This window comes from Streptomyces sp. KL2 (assembly GCF_046529545.1).
Taxonomy (GTDB): domain Bacteria; phylum Actinomycetota; class Actinomycetes; order Streptomycetales; family Streptomycetaceae; genus Streptomyces; species Streptomyces radiopugnans.
On the sequence record NZ_CP127170.1, the window covers coordinates 3,954,654 to 3,968,917 of the forward strand.

The 14,264-nt window shown below is 75.7% G+C and carries 9 protein-coding genes; 8 read left to right on the plus strand and 1 reads right to left on the minus strand.

The genetic code is table 11. The features are described 5' to 3' along the window. Window positions 1–163: 163 nt before the first annotated feature. From QPK52_RS17835 to QPK52_RS17855, 5 genes are all read left to right on the plus strand, one after another. Window positions 164–1,270: a PucR family transcriptional regulator gene (locus QPK52_RS17835; protein WP_410538478.1), complete on the plus strand. Its 1,107-nt coding sequence runs from the start codon at window positions 164–166 to the stop codon at window positions 1,268–1,270. A gap of 247 nt (window positions 1,271–1,517) precedes the next feature. Continuing rightward, a complete protein-coding gene (locus QPK52_RS17840; RefSeq protein ID WP_410538479.1) occupies window positions 1,518–2,186 on the plus strand; it encodes a hypothetical protein in 669 nt (222 codons plus the stop codon). A 70-nt stretch (window positions 2,187–2,256) separates the two neighbouring features. Continuing rightward, window positions 2,257–4,320 carry a flotillin family protein gene (locus QPK52_RS17845; RefSeq protein ID WP_410538480.1) on the plus strand — a complete coding sequence of 688 codons (2,064 nt, stop codon included), beginning with the start codon at window positions 2,257–2,259 and terminating at the stop codon, window positions 4,318–4,320. Between the two features lie 196 nt (window positions 4,321–4,516). After that, window positions 4,517–9,505, plus strand: a complete 4,989-nt coding sequence (locus QPK52_RS17850) for a DNA repair ATPase (RefSeq protein WP_410540374.1) — start codon at window positions 4,517–4,519, stop codon at window positions 9,503–9,505. Next, window positions 9,502–9,972: a helix-turn-helix domain-containing protein gene (locus QPK52_RS17855; protein ID WP_410538481.1), complete on the plus strand. Its 471-nt coding sequence runs from the start codon at window positions 9,502–9,504 to the stop codon at window positions 9,970–9,972. The genes QPK52_RS17850 and QPK52_RS17855 overlap by 4 nt, the downstream gene beginning before the upstream one ends. A gap of 138 nt (window positions 9,973–10,110) precedes the next feature. On the opposite strand, the gene QPK52_RS17860 is transcribed toward QPK52_RS17855, so the two are convergent. Beyond that, a complete protein-coding gene (locus QPK52_RS17860) occupies window positions 10,111–11,235 on the minus strand; it encodes a GGDEF domain-containing protein (protein WP_410538482.1) in 1,125 nt (374 codons plus the stop codon). 214 nt (window positions 11,236–11,449) lie between these two features. Here QPK52_RS17860 and QPK52_RS17865 point away from each other — a divergent pair, with 214 nt between their 5' ends. From QPK52_RS17865 to QPK52_RS17875, 3 genes are all read left to right on the plus strand, one after another. Next, window positions 11,450–11,938, plus strand: a complete 489-nt coding sequence (locus tag QPK52_RS17865; RefSeq protein ID WP_410538483.1) for an XRE family transcriptional regulator — start codon at window positions 11,450–11,452, stop codon at window positions 11,936–11,938. A 176-nt stretch (window positions 11,939–12,114) separates the two neighbouring features. Then, a complete protein-coding gene (locus QPK52_RS17870; protein ID WP_410538484.1) occupies window positions 12,115–12,966 on the plus strand; it encodes a phosphate/phosphite/phosphonate ABC transporter substrate-binding protein in 852 nt (283 codons plus the stop codon). Continuing rightward, window positions 12,963–14,234 (plus strand): ferritin-like domain-containing protein, encoded by a 1,272-nt coding sequence (locus QPK52_RS17875; protein ID WP_410538485.1) that lies wholly within the window; start codon window positions 12,963–12,965, stop codon window positions 14,232–14,234. The genes QPK52_RS17870 and QPK52_RS17875 overlap by 4 nt, the downstream gene beginning before the upstream one ends. Window positions 14,235–14,264 lie beyond the last annotated feature (30 nt).

Sequence of the window (14,264 nt, forward strand, 5' to 3'; positions counted from 1 at the left end):
TCACACCGCCCTCCGCCGCGGCGACCGGACGGGATCCTTCCCCGCGGCATGCGCCGCCACCCCTGCCACGGCGGCCCCACCCCTCCCTTACGCTGTGCCGGTGAACCGGCCGTACGGCCCGGGGGCGAGCGGAGTGCGGGACGGAAGAGGGGCGGTTGCACCGATGAGACGCGGTGGGATCCCCGACTCCTTCCTCGGCGGTTACGCGGAACTGCTCACCGAGATATCCCGGACCGGGCGGCTGCTGCGCCGCGCCGAACTGGACACCTTCCGGGAGATGGGCGAGCGGGTCGCCGAGCAGGGCTACGGCCTGCGTGAACTGGTCGGCCTCTACCTCGCCGAGACCCGCCGGCTGTGGGGCGCGCTGCCGGGCATCGCCCGGTCGGCCACGGCCGCGGAGCGGGCCCGCACCGGCGACGCCCTGCTGGCCGCGCTGGAGGCCGCGGTGGCCGCGCTGGGAGAGGGGCACGAGCGGGCCCAGCGGCTGGCGGTGCGGCAGGAGGAGGCCGAGCGCCGCGAGTTCGTGGACGACCTGCTCTACGGCCGCAGCGACCTGGGCCGGCTCGCCGAGCGCGCCCAGCGCTTCGGCCTGCGGCTGGCCCGCGCGCACGCGGTCGCCGTGGCCCTGGGCACCGAGAAGTACGACGACGTGCACCCCACCGTGCGCCGCATCGAGCGCGAGCTGGTGGGCCGCTTCGGCGAGCGCGACGTACTGCTCGCCACCAAGGACGGGCGGCTGGTGTGCATCGCGGCCAGCGCGGACAAGTCCGTCCTGCAGGCCTTCGCCCGGCTCGCCGAGGACCCGGGCCCGGGCTACCCCGCCGCCGAGCGGGTGGCGCTCGGCCGCTCCCACAGCGGCCCCAGCGGCGTGGTGCGCTCCTACGAGGAGGCGCTGGGGGCCCTGGACCTCGCCGACCGGCTCGGTCTGGACGGGGTCCGGTTCAACGCGGCGGAGATGCTGGTCTTCCCGGTGCTGCTGCGCGACCGCGCGGCGATGGCCGATCTGGTGCGCACCGTGCTGGGGCCGCTCACCCAGGCCCGCGGCGGGGCCGCGCCGCTGCTGGAGACCCTGTCGGTGTGCTCGGCGGCGGGCTATGTGAACGCGGAGGCCGCCCGCCGGCTGGGAGTGAGCGTGCGGACCCTGTCGTACCGCCTGGCGCGCATCCGGGAGCTGACCGGCTACGACCCCGGCGACGGCCTCCAGCGCTACACCCTGGAGACCGCCGCGATGGGCGCCCGGCTGCTGGGCTGGCCGGAGAAGCCGCTGTAGCAGCTCGCGGATCCCCGCGGCCGCCGGGCCGTCCGGTCGGACCGCTTGACCGGGCCGCCGCGCCGCCTCTGCCCGACCCTGCCCGAAGGGCGGGGGACGGCAGGACGGGCAACGGCTTCCGTGCCGGTGGTTCCCTCCTGTTGCCGGACGTAAGCACGGCGTAAAGATTGCCGGAACCTGGCAATGTGCGATCCGCTGGCGGACTGTCAGCATGAGGTCACGCCGCGACCGGTACGGGGGTGGAAAGATGAGCGAGTTCATGCGTGTGGCCATGAGCTTCCCCGCCAATCTGTTCGGGTTCGGACTTGTGGTGGTGCTCGTCTACTGGGTGACGGTGCTGGTCGGAGCGGTCGGCGTCGACGCCCTCGACGGGGGTGAGGACACCGGTGCCGACCACCGCGACCACTCCGCCACCGGCCCCGCTGCGCTTCTCGCGGCTGCCGGACTCGGCGGGGCGCCCGTCTCCGTCTCCTTGTCGCTCCTCATCTCGATTGCCTGGTTCGCATCACTGAGCGGTGCGGTGGCGGTCGAGCGGATCGGCGGGGGAGGCCCGGCGCGCCTGCTGGTCCTGCCCGCCGCGCTGGCCGCCGCCTGGGCGCTGACCCGGCTGCTGGTCCGCCCGCTGGCCAGGCTGGCGCCGCGCGAGACGGGCACCAGCCACCGCGACCTCGTCGGCCGGGTGTGCACCATCCGCACCGGGCACGTCAGCCACCGCTTCGGACAGGCCGAGATCACCGCCGACGACGGCTCGGCCCATCTGGTCCAGGTCCGCGCCCGGAGCGAGGACGCCGCGGGCCTGGCCGCCGGAAGCACCGCGCTGGTCTTCGACTACGACCCCGACGGCGGCTTCTTCCACGTCATGCCCTGCGACCCCGTACTGGACCCCGGTCCGGACGCCGGCCGCCCGCCGCGCTGAACCCCGCGCGCCCACCGCGGACCCCTCCACCGGACCCCAAGCACACGACCTCACAAAGGACCCCACCGCCATGGACGTCATCTCCACGGGCCTCGGCGTGCTCATCGCCGTGCTCCTGCTCATGGGCATCGCCCTGCTGATCGTGGTCAGCCGCCTGTTCCGCAAGGTCGAACAGGGCAAGGCGCTCATCGTCTCCAAGATGCGCAAGGTCGACGTGACCTTCACCGGCACCGTCGTGCTGCCCGTGCTGCACCGGGCCGAGGTGATGGACATCTCGGTGAAGACGATCGAGATCGCCCGCACCGGCGGCGAGGGCCTGATCTGCCGGGACAACATCCGCGCCGACATCCGCATCTCGTTCTTCGTCCGCGTCAACAAGACCGTCGAGGACGTCATCAAGGTCGCCCAGGCCATCGGCACCGAGCGCGCCAGCGACCGGACCACGCTCCAGGAGCTGTTCAACGCCAAGTTCTCCGAGGCACTCAAGACCGTCGGCAAGCAGCTGGACTTCGCCGACCTCTACACCAAGCGCGACGAGTTCCGCGACCGGATCATCGCCGTCATCGGCACCGACCTCAACGGCTACAGCCTGGAGGACGCGGCGATCGACTACCTGGAGCAGACCCCGCTCAGGCAGCTCGACGGCAACAACATCCTCGACGCCCAGGGCATCCGCAAGATCACCGAGCTGACGGCCGTCGAGCACGTGCGCACCAACGAGTTCCAGCGCAACGAGGAGAAGGAGATCACCCGGCAGAACGTCGAGGCCCGCGAGGCCGTCCTCGAACTCGAGCGCCGCCAGGCCGACGCCGAGATCCGCCAGCAGCGCGAGATAGAGACCGTGCGCGCCCGCGAGGAGGCCGAGACCGCCCGGGTCCAGGCCGAGGAGCGCCTGCGCGCCCACACCGCGCACCTGAAGACCGAGGAGGCCCTCGGCATCCAGAACGAGAACCGCGAGCGCGAGATCGCCGTCGCCAAGCTCAACCGCGACCGGGTCGTGGCCATCGAGAACGAGCGCATCGAGAAGGACCGCCTGCTGGAGGTCATCGCCCGCGAGCGCGAGACCCAGCTGCGCCGGATCGCCGCCGACAAGGAGGTCGAGGCCGAGAAGCGGGACATCGCCGACGTGATCCGGGAGCGGATCGCGGTGGAGAAGACCGTCGCGCAGCAGGAGGAGGAGATCAAGAAGCTGCGCACCGTGGAGGAGGCCGAGCGCGAGCGCCAGGCCCTGATCATCGCCGCCGAGGCCCAGGCCCAGGAGCGGCTGGTCAAGGACATCAAGGCGGCCGAGGCCGCCGAGCAGGCCGCCGGGCACCGGGCCGCCGAGGAGCTGACGATGGCCGAGGCGCGCCGCAAGGCCGCCGAGATGGACGCGGCCGCCGCCGTACGCCTGGCCGAGGGCAGGAAGGCCGAGGCCGCCGCGGCCGGACTCGCCGAGGCCGAGGTCCAGGAGCGGATGGCCGACGCCATCGCCAAGACCCGCCACGCCGAGGCCGAGGCCGAGCGCGAGCTCGCCCTGGCCCAGGCCGACGGGCTGCGCGAGAAGCTCAAGGCCGAGGCCGAGGGGCTCACCGAGAAGGCCGGCGCCATGGCCCGGCTGGACGAGGCGGGCCGGGAGCACGAGGAGTACCGCCTGCGGCTGGAGGCGGAGAAGGAGATCCGCATCGCGGACATCGACGTCCAGCGGCAGATCGCCGAGTCCCAGGCGACCCTGATCGCCACCGGCCTGGAGAACGCCAACATCGACATCGTCGGCGGGGACTCGGTCTTCTTCGACAAGCTGGTGGGCTCCATCGCCGCCGGCAGGAGCGTCGACGGCTTCGTGAACCGCAGCGAGACCGTCCGGGCCATGGCGGGCGGCTGGCTCGACAAGGAGAACTCGACGTTCACGCGCGACCTGACCGCCATGACCGCCGGACTCGGCGCCGCCGGGCTGCGCGACCTGACACTGTCCGGCCTGCTGGCGAAGCTGGCCGCGAGCGGCGGCCCCGAGGCACCGGAGCTGGCCTCCCTGCTGGACGCGGTACGCGGCTCGGGTGTCGCCGACCTGCCGCTGTCGGCCCTGGCGGGAGGGGCGGACGGCGCGGCGGCCCGCACCCGCGCCGCCGCGAACGGCACACCCGCGGTCCGCTGACCCGCACACCGCCGAAGCGCGGCCGAAGCGCGGCCGAAGCGCGGCCGAAGCGCGGCCGAAGCGCGGCCGAAGCCGCGCCGAAGAACCGTTGAAGAGACCCGGACGAACGAGGAGTTGAGGGTACGTGGCAACCGAGGCACGCCGGACGCCGGACGCGCGGCCGGACGCGGGCGCCCACGAGGTGCTGCGGGACCGGATGGCGGCCGCGGCGGCGGATCTCGCGGCCCGGGCACGGGCCCTCAACGACCGCCGGGTCGAGGTCTTCGGCGGCGCCGGACTGGAACTGGCGGGCGCCGCCCGGCTGGACACCGGGCGGCCCCGGGTGCCGTGCGACGCGGCGGCCGTCGGCGGGGCGCTGCTGCTGGGCGCCAACCCGCCCGCCGGGCACGGGCGGCCGGAGTCGGTCGCCGACGTGCTCACCCTCCACCGCCTGCGCGTGGAGGGCGGCGGCCCGCCCGCCTTCGAGCCCGCCGGGCCGGACGCCGTGCCCGGTCTGCTCGACGACCCCCGCCTCCACCGCGACGTGGAGGAGCTGTTCCGCTACTACCGCCACGCCCGGCTGCTGCGGCTGCGCCGCACCGGACCGCTGCTGCTGGCCGTCTTCTCCATCGGCGAACGGGCCACCGACATCCGCGTCCTGCGCTGGCGCGCCGAGGACGGCGGCGCCGTCGCCTACCTCGACGCCAAGGGCGAGCGCGACCACCTCGACCGCGCCCCTCGTTCCGCCCGCACCGCCCAGGACGTCGTCTGGACGCCCGCCGCCCGCGAGGACCACGTCACCGGACGCCACCCGCATGTGGCGGTCGACGGCGGGACGCTGTACGTGTCGACCGTCGGCGGCGCCCTCACCGTCAAGACCGTCAACGACACCGAGACCGCCGAGGGCGTCCACAGCGAACCCGTCGAGGACCCCCTGCAGGCCCTGGCCGACGCCGAGATCGCCCACGCCCGCGTCGGCCCGCTCGTCCTGCTGCGCGTCCTGCCGTACAACGAGACCGCCCACCGCCACCTGGTCTTCAACACCCGCACCGGCGAGGTGCTGCGGCTGGACGGCATCGGGCGGGCGTGCCGCCGCCTCCCCGACGACCAGGGCGTCGTCTTCCCCGGCGGCTGCTACCTGGCCGACGCCCCCGCCGGTTCGGCCGCCCGCACCTTCGAGGCGGACACCGAGGGGATGGAGTTCGAGGCGGAGGTGCGCTCACCCAACGGCGAGGACGTGCTGTACGTCTTCCACGCCCCCGCCCGGGGCCGCTCCCTGCTGCTGCCGTACAACCTCATCCGCAAGGAGGCCGCCGCCCCGATCCCCGCCCTGGGCCACGCGCTCTTCGACGACGGCACCCTGGCCGTGCTCGGGGAGGCGGCCGGCGGGGAGGAGACGGCGGCGCACCCCGTGCGGCTGTGGAACACCCCCTACGCGCTCCGCCCCCGCGCCGCCGGCCCCGCCGGGGACGGGCCGCTGGCCCGGGTCGGCAACGCCGAGCTGGTGCGCGGCATCTCCGACTGCCTGTCCGTCGTACGGCTGGCCGAGGGGGTGACCGGATGGACGGCGCGGGGGGCGGGCGGGGGCGGACTGCCCACGGCGGCCGCCCTGGAGGCGGTCACCGCCGCCTGCGCCCGCGCCGCCGACCGCCACCACTGGCTGGACGCGCCCGGCCTGGCCGAGGAGCTGGAAGGGCTCGGCACACCGCTGCGTACGCTGCGCGAGGCCGCGGAGCAGGCCGTCGCCGAGTACGCGCGGGTGGCCGAGCTGCGCGAGAGAGCCGCCGCGGCCGTGGAGGAGACGGCCGCGCGCACCACCGCGCTGGTGCGCCGAGCCCGGGGCGAGGTGCCCGGCGAGGCGGCCGGCTGGGTCGCGCTCCTGGCCGAACTGCGCCGCGCCCGGGGAGCGGTGGAGACCCTGCGTGAGCTGCGCCACGCCGACCCCGGCCGGATCGACGCGCTCGGCGCGGAGCTTGACGAGGCGCTGGCCGCCACCGGCCGCCGGGCGGCCGCGGACCTCTCCCGCGCGGACGCCTTCGACGGAGTGGGCGCGGCCGTGGCCGAACTGGCCGAGCGTGCCGCCGCCGCGCCCACGGCCGCCGAGGCCGACGCGCTGGGCGAGCGGATCGCCGGGCACGCCGACGGCCTCGGCGCCGTCACCGAGGTGATCGGCTCCCTGGATGTGGGCGACGCCACCGTGCGCACGGCCGTGCTGGAGCGGATCGGCGAGGCCACGGCCGCCGTCAACCGCGCCCGCGCCGTGCTGGAGGGCCGGCGCCGGGAGCTGCTGGAGGCCGAGGGGCGGGCGGAGTTCGCCGCCGAGACGGCCCTGCTGGGCCAGGCGGTCACCGGCGCGCTGGCCGCCGCCACCACCCCCGCCGAGTGCGACGAGCAGCTCGGGCGGCTGCTGGTGCGCCTGGAGGACCTGGAATCCCGCTTCGGCGCCCACGAGGACTTCCTCGCCCGCCTGGCCGAGCGGCGCGAGGAGATCCGCGAGACCTTCGCCGCCCGCCGCCAGGCCCAGCTCGACGAGCGCGCACGGCGCGCCGAGCGCCTGGCGGTGTCCGCCGCCCGCGTGCTGGAGACCGTGGCACGCCGCTGCGCCTCCCTGGCCTCGGCCGAGGAGGTGGCCGCCCACTTCGCCGCCGATCCGCTGGTCGCCCGGATCCGCGCCACCGCCGAGGAACTGCGCTCCCTGGGCGACACCGCGCGCGCCGAGGAGCTGACCGCCTCCCTGGCGGCGGCCCGGCAGGAGGCGGACCGGGCCCTGCGCGACCGCGTCGAGCTGGGCGCCGACGCGGACGGGGGCGGAGGCGCCGGCACCGTACGGCTGGGCCGCCACCGCTTCGCGGTGAGCACACGACCGCTGGAGGTGACGCTGGTCCCGCACGGCGACGGACTGGCCTTCGCGGTCTCCGGCACCGGCTACCGCGCCGCCGTGCGCGACCCGGACTTCGCGGCCACCCGCGAGTTCTGGGACCAGCCGCTGGTCTCGGAGTCGCCGCACGTCTACCGCGCCGAGCACCTGGCGGCCACCGTGCTGGCGGACCTGCCGCCCGGCGCGACCGGGGCGGGGGACGCGGACGCCGAAGGACTGCTGCCCCTGGTGCGCCGGGCGGCCGGGACCGCGTACGACGAGGGGTACGACCGGGGCGTCCACGACCACGACGCCGCCGCGATCCTCGCCCAGGCGCTGCGGCTGAGGGCCGGGGCCGGGCTGCTGCGCTTCACCCCTCAGGCGCGGGCCGCGGCGCAGCTGTTCTGGGCGTACGGCGCGGACGGGGCGGCACGCGCCGCCTGGACGGTGCGCGCCCAGTCGCTGGCCCGCGCCCGCGCGGCCTTCGGCGCGCACGGCGCGCTGGAGCCGCTCGCCGCCGAACTGGGCCGCACGGCCCAGGAGTTCCTGGAGCGCGCCGGGCTGCCGGCACCGTCGCGCCCGGCCGCGGTGGGGGCGTATCTGGCCGAGGAACTGGCCTTCAGCGGCGGCCGGTTCGCCGTCGGCCCCGCCGCCCGCGCCCTGCTGGAGGGTTTCTACGCCTCCCTGGGCGGTGCTCAGTCGGCCCCGGCCAAGGAGTTCGCCGAGGACCTGCGGGCGCTGGGCGGCGGATCGCCGGGGGAGCCGGCGGCCCGCCACCAGCTCGCGACGGCGTGGCTGGGCGCGTACGCCGAGTCCGCGGCCCGGGAAGCACGCGAGGACGGGCGGGATGCCGCGCCGTCCCCCGACCTGCCCGAGGCCGTCGCCGTCGCCCTGTGCGGCGACGTGCTGGAGCACCGGGACGTCGACGCCCCGCTGACCGCCGTCGTCACCGGGCTGCTGGGCACCCATCCGCGGATCACCGGCGGCGCCCTGCCGCTGCGCCTGGACGAGTTCCTCGCCCGCACCGAGGAGTTCCGCACCGTCCGCGTCCCGGCACACCGCGCCTACACCCGCCGCCGGGCCGAACTGCTGGGCGCCGAGCGCGAGCGGCTGCGGCTGGACGCGTACGTGCCGCGCGTACTGCCCGCGTTCGTACGCAACCGCCTCATCGACGAGGTCTACCTGCCGCTGATCGGCGACAACCTCGCCAAGCAGCTCGGCACGGCGGGGGAGGACCGCCGCACCGACAGCCAGGGCCTGCTCCTGCTGCTCTCCCCGCCCGGCTACGGCAAGACGACGCTGATGGAGTACGTCGCCGCCCGCCTGGGCCTGGCCTTCGTCCGCGTCGACGGCCCGGCGCTGGGCCACCGCACCACCTCCCTGGACCCGGCCGCCGCACCGGACGCCACCGCGCGGCGCGAGGTCGAGAAGATCAATTTCGCGCTGGAGACGGGCAGCGACGTCCTGCTCCACCTCGACGACGTCCAGCACACCTCGCCGGAGCTGCTCCAGCGATTCATCCCGCTGTGCGACGCCCAACGCCGCCTGGACGGAGTGCGGTTCTCCGACGGCCGGCCGGCCACGTACGACCTGCGCGGCAAGCGGTTCGCGGTGTGCATGACGGGCAACCCCTTCACCGAGTCCGGCGCCCGCTTCCGCGTCCCGGACATGCTCGCCAACCGCGCGGACGTGTGGAACCTGGGCGACGTCCTGTCCGGCCGGGAGGAGCTGTTCGCGTTCAGCCACATCGAGAACTCCCTCACCGCCAACCCGGTGCTGGCGCCCCTGGCCTCGCGCGAACGCGCCGACACCGAGCTGCTGGTGCGGCTGGCCGCCGGCGACCCGGCGGCTCGCGCCGACCGCCTGTCCCACCCGTACGCGCCCGCCGAACTGGAGCAGGTGCTGGGCGTGCTGCGCGGGCTGCTGCGGGTGCGGCGCACGGTGCTGGCGGTCAACGCCGCCTACATCGCCTCCGCGTCCGGCGACGAGGCGGCCCGCACCGAGCCGCCGTTCCGCCTCCAGGGCTCCTACCGCGACACGGGGAAGCTGGCCGGGCGCCTGGCGCCGGTGATGACGGAGGAGGAGGTCGAGGCGCTGATCGACGACCACTACACGGCCGAGGCCCGCACGCTGTCGGCGGACGCCGAGGCGAACCTGCTCAAACTCGCCGAACTGCGCGGCCGTATGACGCGCGGGCAGGAGCGGCGCTGGCGGGAGGTGAAGGAGGCGTTCCGCGCCCGCGCGGCCCGCACCGGACGCGCCGCCGGCGCGGCGGAGACGGTCCCGGAGTCCGCCTCGGAGGCGGTTCCGGACGCGGTTCCGGAGGCGGCGGGAGGTGCGGCGCTGTGAGGGGCCGGCCCCGGCGCGGTGCCGCCCGCCCCCGGTGGGCCGGAGCGGAGTACGTCCACGACGAGGCGGACCGGGCCCGGGAGAAGGCGAGGGTCGCCGTGTGCCTGGGCCGCGCCGTGCACGGACGCCGCAGGGCGCTGGGCATCTCCCAGGCGGAGCTGGCCTGCCGCGCGGGCATGAGCCAGCCGCAGGTCTCCAGACTGGAGCTGGGCGGCGGCATGCCGACCCTGGCGGTGCTCGCCCGGCTGGCCAGAGCCCTGGACGCCTCCTTCGCGCTCACCTTCGACGGCGGCGAGCCGCGCGTGGTGTTCGAGCCGCTGGAGAGGCCCGCCCTCGTGGATCCGGCCCCTGCCGGTCCGGCCCCCGTGGACCCCGCCCCGCCCGCCGTCCGGATCGGTACGCAGTGGCATATGACGATCGCGGAGAGTGGCGCGAAGGCCGGGACAGGCGGGGGGAGATGCTCCTAGAGTGCCGGTATGACCGACAGCCGGGAGGCGCCGGCGGCCGCACCCGGCCGGGAGCCGGCGCGGCACGCCCCGCGCGCCGCGCATGCCGTGCGGGCCCCGCACGCTCGGCGCGGTCCGCTTCCCCCGCGGCTTCCGTCCCTACGCGCAGGAGGCCGGTGCGGCGCCCTCCGCCGCCTCCAGCGCCGCACGCAGCGCGCGGATGCTGGTCAGCCGGCGGTCCGCGGCCGGAGGCACCATCCAGTGCAGGCCCGGCGGGCGGGTGCTGGCGGCGTCGGGCACGACGACGTAGGAGCCGCGGCCCAGCACGCGGGTGCCGGGCAGCTCCCATCGCTCGGCGGCCCTGGGCGGGATGAGGAAGTACATCCGCGACCGGTCCCAGCCCCCCTCCGGCACTCCGCCCGGGACGCCCCCCTCCGCGGGCAGGTCGGCGATGACCGGGCCGGGCGGCCGGTCGCCGTGGCGCAGCAGCGCGTCGAGCACCCGCAGTCCCGTCCGCCCCGGTATCCGTACCGCGTCCCACCAGGTGCCCGCGGGCACGGCGCGGTGCGTCCCGCCGTACGGCAGCCAGCTCGGCCGGGCGGCGGGCGGTATCGCCTTGAAGGGGCCGTGCAGGAGGGCCGCAGGGCGCGGGTCGGGCGTGCCGGGGGCGCCGGCCAGCCGGATGCGGCCGCCTCCCTGGCGCTTGACCTCCCGCAGCGCCACGTCGGAGTCCAGCAGCAGGTCGGACAGCCCGCCCGGGGCGGGGTCGGCCGGATCCCAGACGGCGACGCCGAGCGAGACGGTCTGCCCGGTGATGGTCACGGTGGTGCCGCGGCTGACCGGGGCCGGCACGGACATCTCCCGCACGCCCTGCTGGACGAGCCGGGCCGCGGCCATCGCCTCCTCGGCGCCGGCGCCGGGCAGCAGGGCCAGGAACTCGTCGCCCGCGTGGCCTCCGTAGCGCCCGCAGACCGCTTCCCCGGCCGAACTCTGGACGGCGCTCCCCACACGGCGCAGCACGTCCGCCGCGGCGCGCAGCACGGCGTCCCCCGCGAGATGGCCGTAGGTGTCGTTGACGGACTTGAAGCGGTCGAGATCGCCCAGCAGCAGTGCGAGCGGCCTGTGCTGCCGGCGGGCGGAGGCGAGGGCCTGGGAGGCCCTGATCTCCCAGGCCCTCCTCACCAGCAGCCCGGTGAGGTCATCGGTCAGGGGGTGATGGCCGCCTCCCGGACAGCACGAGGGGGACGGCGCGTGCTCCTCGGTCGTCCTCGGCGCAGTACTCATCGATCCCCTTCTCCCCCGGTCGTGCGGTCCGGCGCATGGGCGGTGGTGAACCTGCGGTTGAACCGTTCATCATTCAACTCAACTGGTAGTTGAGCGAATGCGATGAGTGAGTTTAGGCTCTTGAATGACCGGGCTGTCAACTCCTGCCCGGTCGGCAGGAGTTATGATGCGGTGACGGCTCCTGGTCGGTTCCGGTGTGGTGGAGGTGGATGCGGTGTCCGACACCCGCGGGGATCGGACGCTGGCGGAGAGACTCGACCGGCTCTTCGACACCGTCCGCCCGGAGGGCCCCAAGGGCCGCCGGTACACCAACGAGGAGGTCGCCACCGCCGTCAAGCGCGCGGAGCCCGGTGTCCGGGTGGGCGGCGCCTATCTGTCGGCCCTGCGCAAGGGCACCAAGAAGAACCCCTCCACCGAGCTCCTGACGGCCCTGGCCCGCTTCTTCGGCGTCCCCGCCTCCTACTTCCTGGACGAGCGCGCCGCGGCCCGGACCGACGCCGAGATAGAACTCGCCAGGGTGGCCCACAACATGGGCGTCAGAAAGCTCGCCCTGCGCGCACTGGAGCTGTCCCCCGAGGGGCTCGCCGCCGTGACGAGGATCGTCGAGCACGTCCTGGAGAGCGAGCCCGGGGCGCGCACGCGGCAGGAGGAGCAGCCGTCCCCCGGCGCGACGCCGCCGGACGGCCGGCCCGCCGAGCACTGACCGCCCCGTTCCGCCCGTCCTCCCCCCGCCCCGCCCCGCCCGTGCGCCGCGGCCGCGCGGCAACGGACCGACGCGTCCGGCGGCCCTTCACACGCCCGCGCCCGGGGCGTGGTTGTCCGGATCGTCCCGTACTCCTAGGCTTTGCGGCGATCGCCGTCTTGTGAGGAGAGCGACCCTTGACGCTGCTGATGGGCGCCGTGGCCTACGACCCGAAGACCGTCACCATCTGGACCGGCTTCCGCGCCTGGCTGCGTGCCCGGGACCTGCCCTTCGACTTCCTGCTCTACTCGCACTACGAGCGCCAGGTCGAGGACCTGCTCGCCGGAAGGCTGCACGCCGCCTGGAACTCACCGCTGGCCTGGGTGCGCGCCGACCGCATGGCGCGGGCGGCGGGCCGGGAGGTGCGCGCACTGGTGATGCGCGACACCGACCAGGACCTCACCTCCGTCGTCGTCACCCGCCACGACTCGCCCGTCGCCACCCTCGCCGACCTCAAGGAGCGCACGGTGGCCGTCGGGGCGGTCGACTCGCCCCAGGCGACCCTGCTGCCGCTGGAGACGCTGCGCCGGGCGGGTCTGCGTCGGGGCGAGGACTTCCGCGTCCGCCGCTTCGACAACGGCACCGGTCTCCACGGCGACCACGTCGGCGGCGAGCGGGAGGCGGCGCGTGCCCTGCTGGCGGGCGAGGCGGACGCCGCCTGCCTCCTGGACGCCAACCACCTGCTGTTCGGGCGGGAGGGGACGCTGCCGCCCGGGAGCACACGGGTGCTGGCCCAGACGGAGCCGTACGACCACTGCAACATGACGGTCGCGGACGACGCTCCCGCCGACCTGGCCGAACGGTTCGGCGAGCTGCTGCTGTCCATGTCCTGCGCCGACCCCGAGGCGCGCCCCCTGCTGGAACTGGAAGGGCTCACCGCCTGGCGTCCCGGCCGCACCACCGGCTACGCGCCGCTGGAGGCCGCGGTGGACGAGACGGGCTTCTACGACCCTGCCGGGAGGGTCACCGCGGCGGAGTACGCGCCGTGACCGCGGCCGGCTCCGGCTCCGGCTCCGGCTCCGGCTCCGGAACCGGAACCGGGTCGCGGACACTCCGCCTCGGGGCGCTGGGCTTCGACCGGGGCGCGCACCTGCTGGTGCGGCGCGCGCTGCTCGACCTGCGCCCGGGCCAGGAGCTGGCGGTGGCCGGGGACGACCCCGCGCTGCCCGTCCACCTGCGCGCCTGGTGCCGCGCGCACGGCCACGAACTGCGCGTCCCGGACCCGGGCGGGGGTCCGGGCGGGCGGGAGGCCGACGGCGTCCGCGCCCGGATCGTCCGCGGCCGGGCGGATCTCGACCGCTGGTCGGACGCCGAGCGGGCCGGCGGCCCCGGCCCCGGCGGCCTCGCCGCCCGCCCCTCGCCCGCCTGGGGCCTCGCGGCACGCGGCGCGCTGGTCGAGAGCGGCGGCCCGGCCGGCCCCTTCGACCTGGCGGACCGCGACCACGTCTGGGCCGACGTCGCCCCCCACCTCTACGCCCGTGCGGCGGCCGAGCAGTGGGACCCGGGCCGGGCCGTCGACTGGGAGGCGCCCTTCACCCTCCCCGACGAGGTGGAGCGCGCCGTCGTCCAGGTGATGACCTATCTGGTGGAGAACGAGCAGGCCGCCCTCGTCGTCCCCGCCCGGCTGCTGGCACGCGTCCACCCGCACTTCCGCGAGGTCCTCCAACTGCTGGCCGTACAGGCGGCCGACGAGGCCCGCCACATGGAGGTCTTCACCCGCCGCGCCCTGCTGCGGGGCGGGGAGATGGGCACGTCCTCGGCCGGTGGACGGGAGTCGCTCAACACCCTGCTGACCGAACCGGACTTCTCACTGGCCTCGTTCCTGCTCTCCGTGCTGGGCGAAGGCAGTTTCCTGAGCCTGCTGGCCTTCCTGGAGCGCCACGCCCCCGACCCGGTCACCCGCCGCATCACGGCCCTGGCCCGCCGCGACGAGGCCCGGCACGTGGCCTTCGGCGTCGCCCACCTCCACCACCGGGGTACCGTCGACCCCGCCCTGCGCGGCAGGCTCCGCGCGGCCGTGGAGCGCCGCCACGACGCCCTCACCGACACCTCGGGCCTCAACGCGGACGTCTTCGACTCCCTGGTGGTCCTCGCGGCGGGCGAGTGGAACCCCGAGGCGATCGGCCGGGGCCACGACGCGGTCCTGGCCCTCCAGTCCGAGATGGACGAGGGCAGGCAGCGCCGCCTGGTCCACCTCGGCTTCCCCGCCGACGAGGCGGCCGAACTCTCCGCACTCCACACCCGCAACTTCATGTGACACCCCGGAAGACGCGGGCCGCCGCCCCCC